The sequence below is a fragment of the Amycolatopsis sp. NPDC024027 genome (assembly GCF_040638975.1).
GTDB lineage: Bacteria > Actinomycetota > Actinomycetes > Mycobacteriales > Pseudonocardiaceae > Amycolatopsis.
Window position 1 is genome coordinate 447,451 of record NZ_JBEZYY010000004.1, and the last position, 19,382, is coordinate 466,832.

At 72.4% G+C, this 19,382-nt stretch carries 22 protein-coding genes; 10 read left to right on the top strand and 12 right to left on the bottom strand.

Annotated elements, in window-relative coordinates:
* Positions 1 to 85 precede the first annotated feature (85 nt).
* From AB0F52_RS14000 to pucD, 4 genes are read left to right on the top strand one after another with little or no spacing between them, the layout of a single operon-like run.
* A complete protein-coding gene (locus tag AB0F52_RS14000; RefSeq protein ID WP_360169404.1) occupies positions 86 to 958 on the top strand; it encodes an FAD binding domain-containing protein in 873 nt (290 codons plus the stop codon).
* A complete protein-coding gene (locus AB0F52_RS14005; protein ID WP_360169407.1) occupies positions 949 to 1,416 on the top strand; it encodes a (2Fe-2S)-binding protein in 468 nt (155 codons plus the stop codon). The genes AB0F52_RS14000 and AB0F52_RS14005 overlap by 10 nt, the downstream gene beginning before the upstream one ends.
* Positions 1,413 to 2,753, top strand: coding sequence for an 8-oxoguanine deaminase (locus AB0F52_RS14010; protein ID WP_360169410.1), 1,341 nt, complete (start codon positions 1,413 to 1,415; stop codon positions 2,751 to 2,753). The genes AB0F52_RS14005 and AB0F52_RS14010 overlap by 4 nt, the downstream gene beginning before the upstream one ends.
* Positions 2,750 to 5,011, top strand: a complete 2,262-nt coding sequence (gene pucD / locus AB0F52_RS14015; protein ID WP_360169413.1) for a xanthine dehydrogenase subunit D — start codon at positions 2,750 to 2,752, stop codon at positions 5,009 to 5,011. Before AB0F52_RS14010 ends, pucD begins: the two co-directional genes overlap by 4 nt.
* Before the next feature lies 1 nt (position 5,012).
* Here pucD and AB0F52_RS14020 read toward each other — a convergent pair whose 3' ends face one another.
* The 6 genes from AB0F52_RS14020 to AB0F52_RS14045 all read right to left on the bottom strand — a co-directional run bounded on the left by AB0F52_RS14020 (position 5,013) and on the right by AB0F52_RS14045 (position 9,495).
* Positions 5,013 to 6,593, bottom strand: a complete 1,581-nt coding sequence (locus tag AB0F52_RS14020; RefSeq protein WP_360169416.1) for a ricin-type beta-trefoil lectin domain protein — start codon at positions 6,591 to 6,593, stop codon at positions 5,013 to 5,015.
* A 110-nt stretch (positions 6,594 to 6,703) separates the two neighbouring features.
* Complete coding sequence (locus AB0F52_RS14025) at positions 6,704 to 7,264, bottom strand: TetR/AcrR family transcriptional regulator (RefSeq protein ID WP_360169606.1); 561 nt, start codon at positions 7,262 to 7,264, stop codon at positions 6,704 to 6,706.
* Between the two features lie 51 nt (positions 7,265 to 7,315).
* A complete protein-coding gene (gene pucL / locus AB0F52_RS14030) occupies positions 7,316 to 8,197 on the bottom strand; it encodes a factor-independent urate hydroxylase (RefSeq protein WP_360169419.1) in 882 nt (293 codons plus the stop codon).
* A gap of 2 nt (positions 8,198 to 8,199) precedes the next feature.
* A complete protein-coding gene (gene uraH / locus AB0F52_RS14035; RefSeq protein WP_360169422.1) occupies positions 8,200 to 8,517 on the bottom strand; it encodes a hydroxyisourate hydrolase in 318 nt (105 codons plus the stop codon).
* Positions 8,514 to 8,963: a 2-oxo-4-hydroxy-4-carboxy-5-ureidoimidazoline decarboxylase gene (locus AB0F52_RS14040; protein ID WP_360169425.1), complete on the bottom strand. Its 450-nt coding sequence runs from the start codon at positions 8,961 to 8,963 to the stop codon at positions 8,514 to 8,516. The genes uraH and AB0F52_RS14040 overlap by 4 nt, the downstream gene beginning before the upstream one ends.
* 55 nt (positions 8,964 to 9,018) lie before the next feature.
* Positions 9,019 to 9,495: a helix-turn-helix domain-containing protein gene (locus tag AB0F52_RS14045; RefSeq protein ID WP_360169428.1), complete on the bottom strand. Its 477-nt coding sequence runs from the start codon at positions 9,493 to 9,495 to the stop codon at positions 9,019 to 9,021.
* 129 nt (positions 9,496 to 9,624) lie between these two features.
* Between AB0F52_RS14045 and allB the strand changes: the two genes are divergently transcribed.
* Both allB and alc read left to right on the top strand, forming a co-directional pair.
* Positions 9,625 to 10,953: an allantoinase AllB gene (gene allB / locus AB0F52_RS14050; RefSeq protein ID WP_360169431.1), complete on the top strand. Its 1,329-nt coding sequence runs from the start codon at positions 9,625 to 9,627 to the stop codon at positions 10,951 to 10,953.
* 1 nt (position 10,954) lies between these two features.
* On the top strand, positions 10,955 to 11,968 hold the full coding sequence (gene alc, locus AB0F52_RS14055) for an allantoicase (RefSeq protein WP_360169434.1): 1,014 nt from the start codon (positions 10,955 to 10,957) through the stop codon (positions 11,966 to 11,968).
* On the opposite strand, the gene AB0F52_RS14060 is transcribed toward alc, so the two are convergent.
* The 4 genes from AB0F52_RS14060 to AB0F52_RS14075 all read right to left on the bottom strand — a co-directional run bounded on the left by AB0F52_RS14060 (position 11,965) and on the right by AB0F52_RS14075 (position 14,992).
* The gene (locus tag AB0F52_RS14060; RefSeq protein ID WP_360169437.1) at positions 11,965 to 12,141 is read right to left on the bottom strand and encodes a hypothetical protein; all 177 of its coding nucleotides are present in this window, start codon (positions 12,139 to 12,141) and stop codon (positions 11,965 to 11,967) included. The genes alc and AB0F52_RS14060 overlap by 4 nt on opposite strands.
* 25 nt (positions 12,142 to 12,166) lie before the next feature.
* Entirely contained in the window at positions 12,167 to 12,916 is a 750-nt protein-coding gene (locus AB0F52_RS14065; RefSeq protein ID WP_360169440.1) for an MBL fold metallo-hydrolase, read from the bottom strand.
* Positions 12,917 to 13,223: 307 nt separating this feature from the next.
* Positions 13,224 to 13,709 carry a CoA-binding protein gene (locus AB0F52_RS14070; RefSeq protein ID WP_360169443.1) on the bottom strand — a complete coding sequence of 162 codons (486 nt, stop codon included), beginning with the start codon at positions 13,707 to 13,709 and terminating at the stop codon, positions 13,224 to 13,226.
* Positions 13,706 to 14,992 (bottom strand): O-acetylhomoserine aminocarboxypropyltransferase/cysteine synthase family protein, encoded by a 1,287-nt coding sequence (locus AB0F52_RS14075; protein WP_360169446.1) that lies wholly within the window; start codon positions 14,990 to 14,992, stop codon positions 13,706 to 13,708. The genes AB0F52_RS14070 and AB0F52_RS14075 overlap by 4 nt, the downstream gene beginning before the upstream one ends.
* A 75-nt stretch (positions 14,993 to 15,067) precedes the next feature.
* On the opposite strand from AB0F52_RS14075, the gene AB0F52_RS14080 reads away from it, so the two are divergent.
* On the top strand, positions 15,068 to 15,505 hold the full coding sequence (locus AB0F52_RS14080; protein ID WP_360169449.1) for a VOC family protein: 438 nt from the start codon (positions 15,068 to 15,070) through the stop codon (positions 15,503 to 15,505).
* 62 nt (positions 15,506 to 15,567) lie between these two features.
* The gene (locus AB0F52_RS14085; protein WP_360169452.1) at positions 15,568 to 15,981 is read left to right on the top strand and encodes a PPOX class F420-dependent oxidoreductase; all 414 of its coding nucleotides are present in this window, start codon (positions 15,568 to 15,570) and stop codon (positions 15,979 to 15,981) included.
* On the opposite strand, the gene AB0F52_RS14090 is transcribed toward AB0F52_RS14085, so the two are convergent.
* On the bottom strand, positions 15,978 to 16,829 hold the full coding sequence (locus AB0F52_RS14090; RefSeq protein ID WP_360169455.1) for an SDR family NAD(P)-dependent oxidoreductase: 852 nt from the start codon (positions 16,827 to 16,829) through the stop codon (positions 15,978 to 15,980). The genes AB0F52_RS14085 and AB0F52_RS14090 overlap by 4 nt on opposite strands.
* 71 nt (positions 16,830 to 16,900) lie before the next feature.
* Between AB0F52_RS14090 and AB0F52_RS14095 the strand changes: the two genes are divergently transcribed.
* Positions 16,901 to 17,809: a LysR family transcriptional regulator gene (locus tag AB0F52_RS14095; protein ID WP_360169609.1), complete on the top strand. Its 909-nt coding sequence runs from the start codon at positions 16,901 to 16,903 to the stop codon at positions 17,807 to 17,809.
* 84 nt (positions 17,810 to 17,893) lie between these two features.
* On the top strand, positions 17,894 to 18,748 hold the full coding sequence (locus AB0F52_RS14100; RefSeq protein WP_360169458.1) for a sigma-70 family RNA polymerase sigma factor: 855 nt from the start codon (positions 17,894 to 17,896) through the stop codon (positions 18,746 to 18,748).
* Here AB0F52_RS14100 and AB0F52_RS14105 read toward each other — a convergent pair.
* Positions 18,745 to 19,371: a (2Fe-2S)-binding protein gene (locus AB0F52_RS14105; protein WP_360169461.1), complete on the bottom strand. Its 627-nt coding sequence runs from the start codon at positions 19,369 to 19,371 to the stop codon at positions 18,745 to 18,747. The two genes, AB0F52_RS14100 and AB0F52_RS14105, sit on opposite strands and share 4 nt — an antisense overlap.
* Between the last annotated feature and the right edge of the window lie 11 nt (positions 19,372 to 19,382).

Here is a 19,382-nt window from a genome sequence, read left to right on the forward strand (position 1 = left end):
TGCCGCGCGTTTCATGCGTGGCGCCGTTGCCGCCCGGCGGTGATCCGTCGTCTACTGGTCTATCGCCCTCTCGAAGGAGCAACCAGTGGAGTTCCTGCGTCCCACGACGCTCGCCGAGGCCCTCGCCTTGAAGGCCGAGCGGCCCGGCGCGGTGCCGATCGCCGGCGGCACCGACGTCATGGTCGAGCTGAACTTCGACCACCGGCGCCCGGAGGCCCTGCTCGACCTGACCCGGGTCGGCGACCTCGCGGAGTGGTCCACTGTGGATCACCCGGGCGGCACGGTCCGGCTCGGCGCCGGTGTCCCGTACTCCCGGGTCATCACCGAACTGGGTGAATCCGTCCCGGCTCTGGCCATGGCCTCGCGCACGGTCGGGTCCCCGCAGATCCGCAACCGCGGCACGGTCGGCGGCAACCTCGGCGCCGCGTCCCCCGCCGGGGACACCCACCCGGTGCTGCTCGCCCTGGACGCGCGGGTCGAGGTGGCCTCCGTGCGGGGGACCCGCCTGCTGGACGCGGCGGAGTTCTACGTCGGCGTCAAACGGCACGCACTGGCTCCGGACGAGCTGATCACCGCCGTCCACCTGCCCGCGCACGCCGGGCCGCAGCAGTTCGCCAAGGTCGGCACGCGCAACGCGATGGTCATCGCGGTCTGCTCCTTCGCGATCTCGCTCCGGCAAGGCAAGGTCGGCGCCGCCATCGGCTCGGCCGCGCCGACCCCGCGCCACGCCAGGGACGCCGAGGCCTTCCTGGCCGCCGAACTGCCGTGGACGTCGTCCGAGCCGCTGCCGGACTCCCTGAAACGCCGCTTCGGCGACCTGGTCGCCGCGGCCGCCGAGCCGATCGACGACGTCCGGGGCAGCGCCGCGTATCGGAAGCACGCGCTCGGGGTACTAGCGCGGCGTACGTTGACTTGGGCCTGGGAAGAACACCGGACGGGAGTGCGCGCATGCGCCTGAATGTCACGATCAACGGCGAGCCGCGGCAGGCGGACGACGTCTGGGAAGGCGAAAGCCTGCTCTACGTGCTGCGCGAGCGGCTCGGCCGGCCGGGCTCGAAGAACGCCTGCGAGCAGGGCGAATGCGGGTCGTGCACGGTCTACCTCGACGACGTCCCGGTGTGCGCCTGCCTGGTCGCGGCCGGGCAGGCCGAGGGCCGCGTGGTGCGCACGGTCGAGGGACTGGCCGACGGCGACACCCTCGACCCGGTCCAGCAGTCCTTTGTGGACGCCGGCGCGGTCCAGTGCGGGTTCTGCACCCCGGGCCTGGTCGTCGCGGCGCACGACCTGCTGAACCGCGTCCCCGACCCGTCCGACGAGGAGATCCGCGAGGCCCTGGCGGGCAACCTCTGCCGCTGCACCGGCTACGAGAAGATCCTCGACGCGGTGCGCGCGGCGGCGAAGGAGGGGGTCGCGTGAGGACGCTCATCGCTAACGCGGCCATCGCCACCGTCACCGGCGAGGAGTACGCGAGCGGGCACGTCGTCGTCGAGAACGACCGGATCGCCGCGGTCGGCGAAGGCGTGTACACCGGCGAGTTCGACGAACGCGTCGAGGCGGAAGGCTGCCTGATCACGCCGGGGCTGATCAACACCCACCACCACCTCTACCAGTGGGCGACCCGCGGGATGGCCGCCGACCACACGCTCTTCGAGTGGCTGGTCGCGCTCTACCCGGTCTGGAGCCGCCTCGACGCGGAGATCACGCACGCCGCGGGCACCGCCGGGATGGCGCGGCTGGCGCTGACCGGCTGCACCACCGTCGCCGACCACCACTACGTCTTCCCGCGCGACGGCGGTGACCAGGTCGCGGCGCTGGCCGCGGCCCGCCAGCGCATCGGCGTCCGGCTGCACGTGGTGCGCGGGTCGATGGACCGCGGCGAGTCCGACGGCGGCCTGCCGCCGGACAACCTCGTCGAGCCGACCGAGGACGCGCTGGCCGGTACCGAAGCGGCGATCGACCGCTTCCACGACGACTCCGCGGGGGCCCACCTGCAGATCGCCGTCGGCCCCTGCTCGCCGTTCTCGGTCACCGAGCGGCTGATGTCCGGCGCGGCCGAGCTGGCCCGCCGCAAGGGCGTCCGGCTCCACACCCACCTGGCCGAGACCCTCGACGAGGAGAAGCAGTGCCTCGCCGAAGTCGGCTGCACGCCCGCCGAGTACGCCGACAAGCTCGGCTGGCTCGCCGACGACGTCTGGCTCGCGCACACCGTCCACCTCGCGCCCGAGGCGATCCGCCGGTTCGGCGCGACCGGCACCGGCTCGGCGCACTGCCCGACGTCCAACGGCCGGCTCGGTTCGGGCATCGCCCCGGTCCGCGACCTCCTGGACGCCGGGGTGGCGGTCGGCCTCGGCGTCGACGGGGCCGCCTCGAGTGAGTCCGGTGGTCTCGCGGAGGAGCTCCACCAGGCGTTGCTGCAGGCCCGCCAGCGCGGCGGCCCGCGCGGGCTGACCACGCGCGAAGCGCTGTGGATGGGCACGATGGGCGGCGCCCGCTGCCTCGGCCGCGCGGACGACCTGGGCTCCCTGGAACCCGGGAAGCTCGCCGACCTGGCCGTCTGGGACCTGACCGGGCTGAACCACGCCGGCATCACCGACCCGGTCGCCGCGCTGGTGCTCGGCACCACGCCGCCGCTGCGCCGGCTGTTCGTCGGCGGCAAGGCCGTCGTCGAAGACGGCACCCTGCGCGAAGCCGACGAGTCCGCCGTCGCCCGCGAGCTGGCCGCCGCGAGCGCCCGGTTGCGGGAGGGCAGATGACCAGCACCACGTCGGTCACGACGACGACCGCGAACGGCGTCGGCACGTCGCCGCGGCGGCCCGACGGCACGGTGAAGGTCCGCGGCGAGTTCGCCTACTCCTCGGACCTCTGGCACGAGGACATGGTGTGGGGCGTGACGCTGCGCAGCCCGCATCCGTACGCCCGCATCACCGGCATCGACATCGCGGCAGCCCTCGCCGTGCCCGGCGTCTACGCGGTGCTGACGCACGAGGACGTCCCCGGCGTGAACCGCTACGGCCTCGAGCACACCGACCAGCCGGTGCTCGCGTCCGACGTGGTGCGGTACCAGGGCGAGCCGGTGGCGCTGGTCGCCGCCGACCACCCGGAGACCGCACGCCGCGCGATGAAGCGGATCGTCGTCACCTACGAAGAGCTCGAGCCGGTGACGGACTCCGAAGCGGCTGTGGCGGGCGAAGGGCCTTCACTGCACGAAGGCGGCAACGTCGTCCGGCACGTCAAGATCCGCCGCGGACCGCAGGAGCCCACCGCCGACGTCGTCGTCTCCGGCCTTTACGAGGTCGGCATGCAGGACCAGGCCTTCCTCGGCCCGGAATCCGGGCTCGCCGTGCCGGACACCGAAGGCGGCGTCGATCTCTATGTCGCGACGCAGTGGCTGCACGTCGACCAGCAGCAGATCGTGGCCGCGCTGGGGCTGCCGATCGAGAAGGTGCGGCTGACGCTCGGCGGCGTCGGCGGGGCGTTCGGCGGCCGGGAAGACCTGTCGATGCAGGTGCACGCCTGCCTGCTCGCCCTGCACACCGGCAAGCCGGTGAAGATGGTCTACAACCGCGAAGAGTCCTTCTACGGGCACGTGCACCGGCACCCGGCGAAGATGTACTACGAGCACGGCGCTACCCGCGACGGACGTCTCGTGTACGTGCGCACGCGCCTGTACCTCGACGGCGGCGCGTACGCGTCCTCGACGGGGGCGGTGGTCGCGAACGCGGCCACGCTCGGCGTCGGACCGTACAAAGTGGACAGCGTGGCGGTGGACTGCTGGGGCACGTACACGAACAACCCGCCGTGCGGCGCGATGCGCGGCTTCGGCGCGGTGCAGGCGGCGTTCGGCTACGAGTCCCAGATGGACAAGCTCGCCGACGCCTGTGGTCTCGACCCGGTGGAGATCCGCGTCCGCAACGCCATGAGCGAAGGCGATCTGATGCCGACCGGCCAGGTCGTCGACGCGGAAGCGCCGGTCGCGGAGCTGCTGTCCCGCGTGCGGGAGATGCCGATGCCGCCGGAGCGGCCGTTCGACCTGCGGCACATGCCGGGCGGGGTGTCGAACACGACGCACGGCGAAGGCGTCGTCCGCGGGGTCGGCTATGCCGTCGGGATCAAGAACGTCTGCTTCTCCGAAGGCTTCGACGACTACTCGACGGCTCGCGTGCGCCTGCAGCTGGTCGGCGGCGAACCGGCCGCGACCGTGCACACCGCGGCCTGCGAGGTCGGCCAGGGCCTGGTGACGATCATGCAGCAGATCGTGCGCACCGAACTCGGCGTCGACCAGGTGACGGTCCTGCCGATGGACACCTCGATCGGCAACGGCGGCTCGACGTCGGCGTCGCGCCAGACCTACGTCACCGGCGGCGCCGTGCAGGCCGCGTGCGCGGCGGTGCGGGCGCGGCTGCTGTCCCGGTTCGACCAGCGGGTGCGCGTCGTCGGCGGCAAGCTCGTCGCGGCCGACGGCCAGGTGCTCGCCGATCTGGTGGACGTCCTCGGCGACGACGTGTACGACGAAACCGTGGAGTGGCGGCACCGGCCGACGGCCGCGCTGGACCCGGAAACCGGGCAGGGGAGCGCCCACGTGCAGTACGCGTTCGCCGCGCACCGGGCGGTCGTCGACGTCGACACCGAACTGGGCCTGGTCAAGGTGGTCGCGCTGGACTGCGCCCAGGACGTCGGCAAGGCGCTGAACCCCCAGGCCGTGCTGGGCCAGATCCAGGGCGGCTCGGCGCAGGGGCTCGGGCTCGCGGTGATGGAGGAGATCCAGACCTCCGGCGGGAAGATCCGGAACCCCTCCTTCACCGACTACCTCATCCCGACGGTGCTGGACATGCCGCCGATGACCATCGACGTCCTGGAACGCCCGGACCCGCACGCCCCGTACGGCCTGCGCGGGGTCGGCGAGCCGCCGACGATCTCGTCGACCCCGGCGATCGTGGCCGCGATCCGGGCCGCGACCGGGCTCGCGCTCACCCGCGTCCCGGTGCGGCCGGAGCACCTCACGGGCACCTGAGCTACTTGAGCATCCAGTTCTGGTTGGCTTCGTCGTTGCAGCCCCAGAGCTCGAGCGGGGTGCCGTTGACGTTGCCGGCGGGCTTGTCGCCGCCGGTGACGTCGACGCACAGCCCGGCCTGGGTGATCGAGCCGCCGGCCTCGAGCCGGAACTTCTGGTTCGCGCCGCCGTGGCAGCCCCAGACGATGAGCTTCGTCCCGGACGCGCTGGTGCCGCCGCTCGCGTCGAGGCAGAGGCCGCCGGCTTTGAGCTCACCGGCGCCGGTGAACGTCCAAGCCTGGACCGGGCCGCCGCCGCAGTCCCAGATGTCGACCGGGGTGCCGGGCGTCGTCGAGCCGCCGCTGACGTCGATGCACCGCGCCGAGGAGACGCCCTGGATCGGCTGCGTTGCGTCGGTGCTGGTGCCGTGCGCGCCGGCTTTCACGCGGTAGGCGACCGTGCTGTGCGGCGGGACGTTCGCGCTGATCCCGCCGGAGGTCGTGGAGACCTCCTTCGACCACAGATTGGTGAGCCGGTAGCTCGACGCCGCTGGCAGCCCGGCCGCGGCGGCGGTCGTCGAGATGGTGTTCGCGGTGCTGTTCTCGTTGAGCAGCACCACGGCGACGTCGCCGCCCCGGAGGGGTTTCGCGAGGACGTCCAGGCCGTTCCCGGTGGCGATCCGCCGGGCCTGCTTGCCGAGCGGGTCCTGGTCGATGGCGATGACATCCGCGTTGAGGTAGGTGGAGAAGGTGGCGACGCTCGCGGAGCGCAGATCGGCGCCCGCGATCAGCGGCGCGGCCATCGCCGCCCACAGCGTGAAGTGCGCGCGGTCCTCCTTGAAACCCATGCCGTTGCCGACCTCGAGCATGTCCGGGTCATTCCAGGCGCCCGGCTTCGCGGCGGAGGCGAGCCCGACGTTCTGGCGGTAGATCGCGTCGACGGTGCCCCAGTTGTTGGTGATGTCGCCGGTGGTGCGCCACAGGTTGCCGACGTCCGCGGCCCAGGTCGCGGGGGCGAAGTCACCCCATTCGCAGATGCTGTAGACGATCGGGCGGCCGGTGGCCTTCAGCGCGTCGCGCATCGCCGAGTACCGCCGGATGTAGTCCTCCTGGCTGTTGCTGCCGTTGTTGAAGCAGTTGTCGTACTTGAGGTAGTCGACGCCCCAGCTCGCGAAGAGGTTCGCGTCGGCCTGTTCGTGGCCGAGGCTGCCGGGGTAGCTCTGGCACGTCATGGTGCCGGCGCTTTCGTAGATGCCGAACTTCATGCCGCGGGCGTGGATGTAGTCGCCGAGGGCCTTGAGGCCGCTGGGGAACTTCGCGGGATCGGCGACGAGGTTGCCCGCGCTGTCGCGGGAACGGGTCATCCAGCAGTCGTCGAGGTTGACGTAGGTGTAGCCGCGGTCCCGCATCCCGGAGCCGACCATCAGATCGGTGGTCTGCTTCACCAGGGTCTCGTTGATGTTGCACTCGAAAGTGTTCCAGGTGTTCCAGCCCATCGGTGGTGTGCGGGCCAGGCCGTTCTCGAGGGCTTCGACCGGGCTCGTGATCGAGACGGCCGCTGCAGTGACTGTGACTGCTGCTGCGGTGGCGAGGACGCGGCGCATGGCGACTCCAACCGGACGGCGTTGTGAGGCAGGAGGACTAGACCATGCAGCATCGGAGGTGACTTGTCAGCGGTCAAGGCCCCATGTTGGTGATTTGCGTTCGGTGCCGACTAAAGTTGCGGGTCCTCTTGGAGGAGCCGCCGGGCGACCTCGACGGTCGCGGCCCCGGCCACGGCCATGGCTTCGGTGTCGCGCAGCGAACGGCAGAGGACGAAGGCGCCTTCGAGGTTGTTGACGGCGGTGATGGTGAGGGTCCGGGCGGCCGCGTGGCTGAGCCCGAAGCGCGCGAACTTCTCGGTCCCGGCATCGATCCAGGCGGTGAAGACGTCGGCGGTGGCTTTCCGCAGCGGTTCGTTGGTGGCGGCGACCTCGAGCGCGACGGTGGCGATCGGGCAGCCCTCGACGTAATCGGTGGCTTCGAGGGTCGCGATCCCGGCGGCGAAGAAGGCTTCGAGCCCGCTGACGAGGTCCGCGGCGGGCGCGATGAAGAGGTCGAAGAGCGCGATGTAGGCGAGGCCCGAGGTGCGGATGACCTCCTCGCCGAGCTGCTCTTTGCCGCCGGGGAAGAAGTGGTACAGGGACCCGAACGGGGCGCCGGCTTCGGAGACGATCTGCTTCAGCCCGGTGCCGGCGTAGCCGTTGCGCCGGAAGAGCTCGGCGCCGGCGGCCATGATGCGTTCCTTGGTCCCTGCCACCCCTCGATGATAGAGCGTTCTATCAACTCAATGGAGGTCCCAGGCCGGCCCCGCGTCCTCGGCGTCGTCGCGCAGGATCGTGCCCTCGATCAACCCGTACGGCCGGTCCGCCGCGTAGAACACCTCGTTGTCGTTCTTCAGCCCGAACGGGCTCAGGTCCACCAGGAAGTGGTGCTTGTTCGGCAGCGACAACCGCACCTCGGCCACCTCCGGCCGCGCCTCGAGCACCGCCGAACCCATCGCGTACAGCGTCTGCTGCAGCGAAAGGCTGTGCTTCGTCGCGAACGTCTCGAGCATCACCCGCCGGATCTCCCGGTGACTCGAAGCCCAGTCGAGGTCCTCGCCCTGGTAGCGCCACTTCGCCGTGACGGCGGTGGCGAGGATCCGGTCGCCGGTCTCCGCCAGGGTCGTGTACTCGTCGCGCGGAAAACCGTGGAACTCCGAACCCGTGGACTTCAGCAGGGTCAGGCCGTCGATGCCGGACACGACCCACGCGCGGCCGTCCTGGACGGTCACCGCCGTCGTGCGGCGCTCGTCGCCGGAGCGGCTGAACGCGTGGTCGTGCGGCTCGCCGCCGACGGCGATCCGGTCCCAGGCGTGCTCGTCGATCTTGATGCGCGCGCCCGTGATGTTCTCCTGCGTGCCGGTGAAGTGGCGGGCCAGCCGCAGGCCGAAGTCCTCGATCTCGCCGACCGGCGCCTCCTTCGCGAAGGCGTACACCGTGTTCTTCTGCGTGTCGGTCGCCAGCACCCCGGCGTTGTCGCCGGTCAGGTGCGTCGCGGCCAGCTCGCCGCGCAGCGACGTCGACACCGTCAGGTCCTTCAGGTGGTGCACCGGGCCGTCGCGGCGCACGGTGACCAGGCGGACCTCCGCTTTGCCGTACTGGTTGGGGCCCAGGGTGATGGCCACGGTCAGCTCCCTCGGTAGGTCGAATAGGCGAACGGGCTGAGCAGGAGCGGCACGTGGTGGTGCGCCGCGGGGTCGGAAATCCGGAAGGTCAGCGCGACCTCCGGGAAGAACGCGTCCGGGCCCAGGTAGGCGCCGGTGTCGAAGACCAGCCGGTAGCCGCCCGGCTCCAGGGTTTCCGGGCCGAGGTCGCGGATGCGGCCGTCGTCGTCGGTGCGGCCTTCGGCGATCGGCTCGCCGCCGGCGGTCTCGAACCGGACGGCGATCCCGGTGGCGGGGCGCCCGGTGGCCGTGTCGAGGACGTGGGTGGTCACGAGGCTCACGCGGTCACCGCTTTCGCGAGTCGGAGTTCGGCGATCTTCAGCAGCTCACGGCCGGCGACCGCGAGCTCGGTCGCCGGGTCGTTGCCCAGCCGGTCACGCAGGATCTTCAGCAGTTCGCCGCCGCTGCGGCCGCTGGCGCAGACCAGGTAGACGTGCCCGAACTTGGCTTCGTACTCGGCGTTCGCGGCGGCGAACGCGTCCGGATTGTCCACACCGGACTGTTCGGAGCGCGCCCAGCCGTCCGCGGGCTTTTCCCCGATCCGCGGGTGCGCGGCCATCGCCTGCCGGATCTCGTCGCTGCTCAGCGGCAGGTCGGCGGCGGCTTTCAGCGCGTCGAGATCGGCGTACGGCCGCCCCGCGAGCACGGCGTCGACCCAGCGCGGGACGGCCAGGCACGCCGTCAGCAGCGGCCGGACGTCGGTGGTGTTGAACTCGGTGAGCAGCACGTGCTGACCGTACGTCGGTGCCGGAATTCCGTCAACATTTTGTTGAAAGCGCTGGTCAGTCGGTGTCTCGGTTCAGATAGTTGTAGACGGTGAACCGGGTGACGCCCAGCGCGTCGGCCACCGACGAGACGGATTTCCGCAGGCCGAAGGCGCCGCGTTCACGCAGCAGCCGCACCGCGCGCTGCTTGCCCGCGCGGTCGAGTTCGCCCAGTTTGGCGCCCAGTTCGCGCTCGACGTCGGCGATGAGCCGCGCCAGTGCGTCGTTCAGCTCGACGACCGGGGCGCTGCCGGGGTCGTCGGCCCGGCGCAGCTGCAGCGTGACGCGGGTCGCGCCGCCCTCCAGGGCCGCCTTCGCGATCGCCGGGAGGGCCTCGAGCAGCTCCTCCGCCTCGCCGCGGGCGAGCGTGCCGAGCGGTCCGAAATCGGTGTCCAGTCCGGCTTCCGCGGCGGCGTCGCGGGCGGCGACGGCGTGCTCGGGTGGCGAACCCTCGCCGTGGAACGGTTCGCTGGTGAACTCCGCTTCAAGCCGCACGAGGATGACCGTAACGCGCCGCGGCCGTCGTTGACGAGCGGCGCGAGCCGTGGTTACTGTCGTTGTGCGAAACCGTCTTTCCGTTCTGTGAAATCGGCGGTGGTCATCCTCCCGCAGAAGGGCTTTCGGATGGATCTTGTGGTGCGCGCCGCCCGGGCCGTGACGGCCGAGGGTGAGGTCCCGGCGACCATCGGGGTCGAGGGCGGCCGGATCGTCGCGGTCGAACCCGGCGGCACGGCGCTGTCCGGCGACCGCGTCCTCGACCTCGGCGACGACGTCGTGCTGCTGCCGGGGCTGGTCGACACCCACGTCCACGTCAACGACCCCGGCCGGGCCGAGTGGGAGGGCTTCGAGACGGCGACCCGCGCGGCCGCTGCGGGCGGGGTGACCACGATCGTGGACATGCCGCTGAACAGCCTGCCGCCGACCGTCGACGTCGCGGCCCTGGAGGTCAAGCGCAAGGCGGCGACCGGCCGGGTGCACGTCGACGTCGGCTTCTGGGGTGGCGCCATCCCGGGCAACGTGGGGGAGTTGCGGGGCCTGCACGACGCCGGGGTGTTCGGCTTCAAGTGCTTCCTGCTGCACTCCGGCGTCGACGAGTTCCCGCCGCTCGACCCGGCCGGGCTCGACGAAGCGTTGCGGGAGCTGAGTTCCTTCGACGCGCTCATGATCGTCCACGCCGAGGACGCCCACGAGATCGACGAGGCACCCGAGCCGCACGGCGGTCGCTATGTCGACTTTCTGCGCTCGCGGCCGCGGCAGGCGGAGAACCTCGCGATCTCGCACGTCATCGAGGCGGCCAAGCGCAACTCGGCGCGGGCGCACATCCTGCATCTGTCCTCTTCGGACGCGCTGCCGCTGATCGCTTCCGCGCGCCGCGACGGCGTGGCGCTGTCGGCGGAGACCTGCCCGCACTACCTCAGCTTCGTCGCCGAGGAGATCCGTGACGGCGCGACGCAGTTCAAGTGCTGCCCGCCGATCCGGGAGGCGGCCAACCGCGAGCTGCTCTGGCAGGGGCTCGCCGACGGCGTCATCGACACGATCGTCAGCGACCACTCGCCGTGCACACCGGAGCTGAAGCGCTTCGACAGCGGCGACTTCGGCCAGGCGTGGGGCGGGATTTCCAGCCTGCAGCTGGGCCTCCCGGCAATCTGGACGCAGGCGCGGCAGCGCGGGTTCGCGCTCACCGACGTCGCCGGATGGATGGCCGAGCGCCCGGCCGCGCAGGCCGGGATGCGCCGCAAGGGCCACCTGGCGGTGGGGTATGACGCCGACTTCTGCGTGTTCGCGCCGGAGGAGGCGTTCGTGGTCGACGTCGCGAAACTGAAGCACCGCAACCCGGTCAGCGCCTACGACCGGCGTCCGCTCGCCGGCGTCGTGCGCTCGACCTGGCTGCGGGGCACCGAAATCACCGGTGACGAGCCGCGCGGCGCGCTGCTGACCCGGGGGAACTGCTGAAATGGAGGCCGTGGTGTCCGACCGTCCGGAGTGGACAGAACTGCCCGACCTCGCCTCCCGCCGCTTCGGCGGGACGGTGATGTGGGCGACCGACGAGCTGTTCGCCGAGAAGGAGAACCTCGTCAACCCGTGGGTGCCGGCGCACCGCGCGGAGACGTTCGGGCCGAAGGGCCAGGTCTACGACGGCTGGGAGACCCGCCGCCACCGCGAACCGGGCGACGACCAGGCCATCGTGCGGCTCGGCCTGGCCGGCACGATCACCGGCGTCATCGTCGACACGGCGTTCTTCAAGGGCAACTACCCGCCGTTCGTCTCGGTCGAGGCGACGTCGCTCCCGGGTTACCCGTCGGCGGCGGAGGTGGCCACGGCCGATTGGGACCCCCTGGTCGACCGCGCCCCGGCGGCCGGGCACACGGAGAACTTCTACGCGGTCAACGGTTCGCGGCGCTACACGCACGTGCGGCTGACGCAGCACCCGGACGGCGGCGTGGCGCGCCTGCGCGTGCACGGCGCGCCGATCCCGGACCCGGCGCTGCTCGACCTGGACGCGCTCGACCTGGCGGCGCTGGAGAACGGCGCGCTCGTCACGGGCTGCAGCAACCGGTTCTATTCGTCGCCGAACAACATCCTCTCGCCGGGCCTCGCGGCCCACCAGGCGGAGGGCTGGGAGACGGCCCGCCGCCGCGACTCCGGCAACGACTGGGTGACGCTGCGGCTGGCCGGCGCCGGGATCGTCCGCTTCGCGGAGCTGGACACGAGCAACCTGAAGGGCAACGCGCCGGGCTGGGCGTCGGTCAGCGGCCGCGACACGTACGGCGAGTGGGTTCCGTTGCTGCCGAAGACGCGCTTGCAGCCGGACACCCGCCACCGGTTCGCGCTCCCGGACGCCCCCGAGGTGACGGAGGCCCGGCTCGACATCTACCCGGACGGCGGCCTGGCCCGCTTGCGGCTCTTCGGCCGGCTCACCGAAGCGGGCCGCACGAACCTGAAGGCGAGGTACGCGAAGACGCGTTAGCCGTCAGCCCCTGGGCGGTTGAGGTAAGCCGAGGCCAGCGACAGGACACCCGCGCAGCCCACGATCGCGCTGACCCACCACGGCAGGCCCGTCACGATGCTCCAGACGAAGCCCGCCGCCGCCAGGAGGGCGACGAGGAGGTTGCGGAACTGGAGCGGGGTGGGTTTGGCCATGTCGCCAGCCTCTCACGGCCGGGCGTCAGATCTCCGCGCGCTCCCCGGGTTCCAGCAGCACGAGCCGGTCGGCCAGCCCCGCAGCCTCGAACTCCTTCCGCAGCACGTCCGGCCCTTCGCTGAAGTGCTGCCAGCCGCGGAAGTGCAGCGGGACGACCTTCGCCGCGTCGAGCACCTTCGCCGCTTCGACCGCGGCGGCGCTGGTCAGCGTCAGGGGAGCGCCGTCGAAGAACTTCGTCCGGGCGGCGCCGGCGAACAGCACGGCGATGTCGACGCGGAACCGCGCGGCGATCTCGCGCACCAGGTCGACGGAGGCGTTGTCCCCGCTGACGTACACGGTCGGGAGGCCGTCGGCGGTCAGGACGAAGCCGGTGACGTCGCCGGTGAGCCGCGAAGCGCCTTCGGGGCCGTGCAGTGCCGGGACGGCGGTGACGGTCAACGGCCCGACCTGAGTCTCTTCCCATGGCGCCAGGCCCTTCGCCGTCCCGCCGAGCCGGGCGGCGCCGGCGGGCGTGATCAGCGTCAGCGGCACCGTCGCGAGATAGGCGCGGCCGCGGTCGTCGAGGTTGTCGGGGTGCTGATCGTGGGACAGCAGGACGGCGTCCACCACGCCGATCGCGTCTTCGGACAGCACCGAGTCCTCGGTCTTGACCAGCACGCGCTCGCCGACGGGGTGGTCGCCCGGCGCGTCGAAGGTCGGGTCGGTGAGCAGCCGGACGCCGCCCAGCTCCAGCAGAGCGGTCGGGCCGCCGGAAAGAGTGATCCCCAATGTCATATCCGGGCCAACCCCGGGAACGCCCGTTCTCTTCCCGGGTGGGTGGTGGCCGCGCCGACCGCCCCCGGGTCGATCGGCGCGGCCGGGTTCCCCCAGCAGTTCCGCATTCGGTCGACCGGGGTCCACCCGGTTCGACGCGACCTGCTTGCGGCCGAATTCGCGCGGGTACTGATCGGCCTCGGCCTGCACGACGCCGGCCTGGCCCGGACTCCACGACCGGCGGACCCGCGTGCCGGCAATCCTGCGCCGCGCGGGGTGGCCGGGTCTTGGAGAAAACCGACCTCGGCGGGGAACGGCGAGCCGCCCCTCAGCGCGCCGACGGCCGCCGCGAGCTGATCACGCCCGTGTTGAACCCGGCCAGGTGCAGGCCGCCCGCGAAGCGCGCGTGCTCGATCTTCACGCACCGGTTCATCACCACGTCCAGCCCGGCTTCGCGCGCCCGGTCGGCCACCGGTTCGTGCCACAACCCGAGTTGCAGCCACAGCGTCCGCGCGCCGGCGTCGATCACTTCCTCGGCGACCTGGGGCAGGTCGTCGTGCTTGCGGAACACGCTGACCAGGTCCGGTTCGCCCGGGACGTCCTTCAAAGACGCGTACACCGGCTTCCCGAACAGCGTGTCCACGCGCGGGTTGACGAAGTTGACCTCGTAACGTGTCGACGAGAGCAGGTACGTCGCCACGAAGTAGCTGGGCCGCGCCGGGTTGGCCGACGCGCCGACCAGCGTCACCGACTTGGTCCGGTCGAGGATCGCCCGCCGCTCGACGGCTCCGGTGTGGTGGCCGCTGTGCGTCATCCGGCCACCGCCTTGCCCAGCGCCTGGTCGAGGTCCCAGAGGATGTCCTCGACATCTTCGAGGCCGACCGACAGCCGGATCAGGTCGGGCCCGACGCCCGCGGCCGCGAGCTGCTCCTCCGACAGCTGCGCGTGCGTGGTCGACGCCGGGTGGATGACGAGCGTCCGCGCGTCGCCGACGTTCGCCAGGTGGGACAGCAGCTCCACCGATTCGACGAACTTCTCGCCGGCCGCGCGGCCGCCGTCGATGCCGAAGGAGAACACCGCGCCCGGCCCGGCCGGCAGGTACCGGCGGGCCAGCTCGTGGTGCGGGTGCGACGGCAGCCCGGCGTAGGACACCCAGGCCACCCGCGGGTCGGCTTCGAGGTACTCGGCGACCGCCCGGGCGTTCGCCACGTGCGCGTCCATCCGCTGCGGGAGCGTCTCGACCCCTTGCAGCAGCAGGAAAGCCGAGTGCGGCGACAGGGCCGCGCCGATGTCCCGCAGCTGTTCGGCGCGCAGCCGGGTGCAGAACGCGTACTCGCCGAAGTTCTCCCAGTACTTCAGGCCGCCGTAGCTGTCGACGGTCTCGGTCATCCGCGGGAACTTCCCGTTGCCCCAGTCGAACTTCCCGGATTCGACGACGATCCCGCCGAGCGTGGTCCCGTGCCCGCCGAGGAACTTCGTCGCCGAGTGCAGCACGATGTCGGCGCCGTGCTCGATCGGGCGGCACAGGTACGGCGTCGCCAGCGTCGCGTCGACGACCAGCGGGACGTCGTGGGCGTGCGCGAGGTCCGCCAGCGCGGCGAGGTCGGCGATGCCGCCACCGGGGTTGCCGATCACCTCGGTGTAGAGCAGCCGCGTCCGGTCGGTGATGGCGGCGGCGTAGTCGTCGATGCCGCCGCTGACGAAGGTCGTTTCGACGCCGAAGCGCCGCAGTGTGCCGGTGAGCTGGGTGACGGTGCCGCCGTACAGCCCGCTCGCGGACACGATGTGGTCGCCCGCCTCGGTGAGCGCGCTGAAGGTGAGGAACTCCGCGGCCTGCCCGCTGGCGGTGGCGACGCCGCCGATGGCACCTTCGAGGCTGGCGACCCGCTCTTCGAAGGCGGCCACGGTCGGATTCCCGATCCGGCTGTAGATGTTGCCGTACTTCTGCAGCGCGAACAGGTTCGCGGCATCGGCGGCGTCTTCGAAGACGAAGCTCGTGGTCTGGTATATCGGCACGGCCCGCGCGCCGGTCGCGGGGTCGGGCGTGCCACCCGCGTGCAGGGCGCGGGTGCGGAAGCCCCAGCTGCGTTCACTCATCGGAGCCCACGGTAACCGCATCATCCCCCGGATGACACGCGCTCCCGGGGCGTGGACGCGGCTACGCTCCACCCCGTGACGGTGCGCTGGAGCGTGACGATCGACTGCGCGGACCCCCGGGCGCTGGCGAGGTTCTGGTCGGTGGCCCTCGGCTACATCGAACGGCCGCCCCCGCCGGGGTTCGCGAGCTGGGAAGCGTGGTTCACCCGGCACGGCGTGCCCGAGGCGGAGTGGGACGACGGTGCGTACCTGACCGATCCCGAGGGCGTCCTGCCGAGCCTGAGCTTCCTCAAGGTGCCCGAAGCGAAGACCGCGAAGAACCGCCTCCACCTGGACGTCCAGGCCGGTGGCGGGCGCGAGGTGCCGTGGGAGACGCGCTGGGAGCGGGTCGTCGAGGCGGTCGCCCGGCTGACCGCCGCCGGCGCGACCGTCCTGCGCGAGGACAAGCTCGACGGCCGTCCCGATCATTTCGTGCTGGCCGATCCGGAGGGCAACGAGTTCTGCGTGCTGTGAGCGGTCGATCCGGGCCTCGCGCGTTCGTCTGACCGGTGTACCCGCAGCACGAAGGAGTCGCCATGGCGTTCACGGCCGAAGAGATCGGCTACCTGCGTTCCCAGCCGCTCGTCCGGGTGGCCACCCTCGGCCGCGGCGGCCAGCCCGACCTCGTCCCGCTCGCCTTCGAATACGACGGCGAGCACTTCTGGGTCGGCGGCGTCGGCGCGGCGGTGGCGGCGACGCGGAAGTTCCGCAACGTCGCCGCCGGACGGAGGAAGGTCGCCCTGCTGGTCGACGACCTCGTTTCGCTGCAGCCGTTCATCGCCCGGGCGATCCGCGTCTACGGCGTCGCCGACGAACCGGTGGAGCGGACCGGCCTGGTCGGGCCCGGGCTGTACGCGCGGATCACGCCGAGGGTCTCCTGGAGCTGGAACATGGCCGGCGAGCCGGTGGGCGAGACCTGGTACGAACCGCGCAGGGCGGTCCACTGCTAGCCGATCAGGTCCTCGTGGCGGCGCGGGCTGCCGCCCCGCCACGGCAGCACCCGCCCGAACCGGATCAGCTCGCCGTAGGTCGCCGGATCCACGTCGGCGAACACCAGGTCCAGCACCGCCCGTGCCGCCTCGTCCGGGGTCTGCGCCTGGCTGAAGTCGCTGAACCACGGCCGGGACGCCCGGGTGTCCACCAGGCCCGGGCACACCGCCGCCACCAGGGTGCCGTTCGCGAGGTCGGCGTCCCTCCGCCGAGCCGCCACCGCGCGGACCGCCGCGACCTGGGCGACCTTCGACGGCACGTTGATCCAGTCCGGCCAGCCCGCCGCCCGGGCCGTGCCGTCGTGGATCGCCGCGCGCCAGTCCTCGACCGCCTTCTCGACGTCGTCCAGCGAGACGCCGTCGAAGCGCGGCCGCAGCGGCTCGGGCAGGTGGCCCAGGGTGCCCAGCGAGCTGGCCACGACGAGCAGCCGGCCGCCCGGGCGCAGGACCGGCCCGAACGACCGCAGCACCGCGTGGGTGCCGCCGTTCGCGACGTCGAGGAAGACGTCGGCCTGCTCGGCCTGCGGGCGGTCCGGATCGAGCGGGCCGACGGCGTTCGAAAGCACGATGTCGACCGGCTCGGCGAAGCGAGCGACGGCCGCGAAGTCGGAGACGTCGAGGACGCGCCCTTCGACCCGGCTGCGCGTCGCCGGGTCGGCGGCGACGGCGGAAGCAGCCGCCGCCACCCGGCCGGCGTCGCGGCCGGTGAGCAGGACGAGGTCTTCGGGAGCGAGGCGGGCGGCGAGCCCGCGGACGAGGGCGAAGCCGAGGCCCTGGTTGGCCCCGGTCACCACGGCGATGCGTGTCATACCGGCCACGCTAGGTGCGGCCGGGGCATGCGAAAAGCGAGAATTCGGCAACCCTGGTATGCGTGAACGTCATGGACTTCGGTGACGTCTCCCTGGTGGCCCTGCGTGTGTTCCGCGAGGTCGCCGAGCGCGGCACGCTCACCGCGGCCGCGGCTGCGCTCGGCTACACGCAGTCCGCGGTGTCGCGGCAGATCGCCTCACTCGAACGGGTGGCGCGGACGCCCGTGCTGGAGCGGCGGCCCGGCGGCGTCCGCCTCACCACCGCCGGGACCGTGGTGCTGCGCCGGGCGATCGCGGTGCTCGACGAGATCGACGCGGCCGGGCGTGAGCTGGCCGGGCTGCCCGCCGACGCCGGCACGGTGCGCCTGGGCTGGTTCCCCAGCGCGGGCGCGGTGCTGGTGCCGCGCGCCGTCGCCGAACTGCGGCGCACGCACCCGGCCGTCACCGTGTTCACCCGGGAGGGCACCACCCCGGTCCTCGTCCGGGCGCTGCGCGCGGGCACGGTCGACCTGGCCGTGCTCGGCTCGGTCCCGCCGTTCCGGCCGCCGGACGCCGAGACGCCGGCGTTGCGCCTGGAGACCCTCGCCGAGCGCAGCCTCCGCCTCGCGGTGCCGGCGGGCCACCCGCTGGCCGGGGCCGGCGCGGTCGACGTCGCGGACCTGCGCGGGCAGCGCTGGATCGCCGGGCCGTCGGCGGGGGAGGAGACGCTGATGGGCGTGTGGCCGGGGCTGGACGAGCGGCCCGAAATCGCTCACACCGCCCGCGATTGGCTGGCCAAGCTGAGCCTGGTCGCCGCCGGGTGCGGGCTGACGACGCTGCCCGCGTCGCTGGCCGGGGCGGTGCCGCCCGGGGTGCGGGTCCTGGAGGTGCGCGGCGGCCCCTCGGAGCGGCGGCGGGTCGTGCTGGCGCGGCTGCCGGGTCCACTCTCCGAACCCGCGGCGCTGCTGGCCGAGGTCCTGCGCCAAGCCGCCGCCGGATGACCGAGATCACTACCGCTGCCGGTCACATCCGTTCCCGCCGCGGGGTCTACTGCTTACGACGCACGGCGGAAGGAACGGGACAAGGTGGACACGCTGACCGAGCGGTTCGAGCAGGAGCGGCCGCGGCTGCGGGCGGTCGCCTATCGGATGCTGGGCTCGGCGGCCGAAGCCGACGACGCCGTCCAGGAGGCGTGGCTGCGGTTCCACCGCACCGGCGCCGATGAGATCGACAACATCCCCGCGTGGCTGACCACCGTGGTCGCCCGGGTCTGCCTGTCGCTGCTGCGCACGCGCCGCTACCACCGCGAGGAGCCCCTCGACGGGCAGCCCGAACCGGACGACGACCGCCGCGACCCCGGGCAGGAGGCGGAGCTGGCCGACACGGTCGGGCTCGCGCTGCTGGTGGTCCTCGACGCGCTGGGGCCGGCCGAGCGCGTCGCGTTCGTACTGCACGACATGTTCGCGGTGCCCTTCGACGAGATCGCGCCGGTGATCGGCAAGACCCCGGCCGCCGCCCGGCAGCTCGCGAGCCGCGCCCGGCGCCGGGTCAAGGGCGGGACCACGACGGACGCGGACCTGCCCCGGCGGCGCAAGGTCGTCGAAGCGTTCCTGGCGGCCTCCCGCGGCGGCGACTTCGAAGCCCTGCTGGCGCTGCTCGACCCGGACGTGGTGCTGCACGCCGACCGGTTCGCCGGCCCGAGCCCGGCGCCGGTCGTGCTGCGCGGCGTCGAGAGCGTGCGCCGCGGCGCGATCCTGGCGTCCGAGCGGGCTCGCGCCAGCGAACTCGCCCTGGTCGACGGCGCCCCCGGGCTGCTCATGGTGCGCGAAGGGCGGCTGGCCGTGGTGCTGGCGTTCCGCGTCGACGACGACCGCATCACGGGCATCGACGTCATCGCTGACCCGGAGCGGCTCGCCGCGCTGGAGCTGGCTGTGCTCTAACCCAAGGCGGCGCGAAGGCGTGCTTCGCGCTCTTCGGGCGTCTGACGCGGGCAGCTCACGCACTTCGGGTTGCCGACTTCGTAGATCAGGCAGCACGAAGCACGCCGGACGACGGGTGTGCGGCCCACGCGGACGAACCGCGGCTTCGGCAGGCCCAGGTCGATCGCGTCGACCAGCGGCCCGGCGAGGGTCATCGCGCGCTCCGGATCGGACGTCCACAGCAGCCGGTTGCCGATCGAGTCGGTGGCGATCGCGCCGAGCGCGCGCTCCCGCGCCCCGCTGACGGCGGCGATGGTGGTGATCGCGGTGCCGAGGGCGCCGGTGAGGGCGGCGCCCAGCTCGGGGAGGCCGCCGTCGAGCGGACGGGTGGACCGGGCGCCGAGGAACCGCCCGTCGGCGACGAGGTCGAGCTCCACGGCGTCCAGTGCCGGATCGACCGGCGTCCCGGCCACCAGGCCCTCCACCGCCGGCCCGACCAGCACCGACGACAGCGAGTACCACCAGATCGTCCCCAGCACCTCCGGCCGCGCGCAGCCGTACAGCTTCGCCGCGCCGCCGATGCGGGCCCGCACCCACTCGGCGTCCGCGAGCCGGGTCGCGGACGCGGTCCAGTCGGGCTTCACCCCTTCACCCT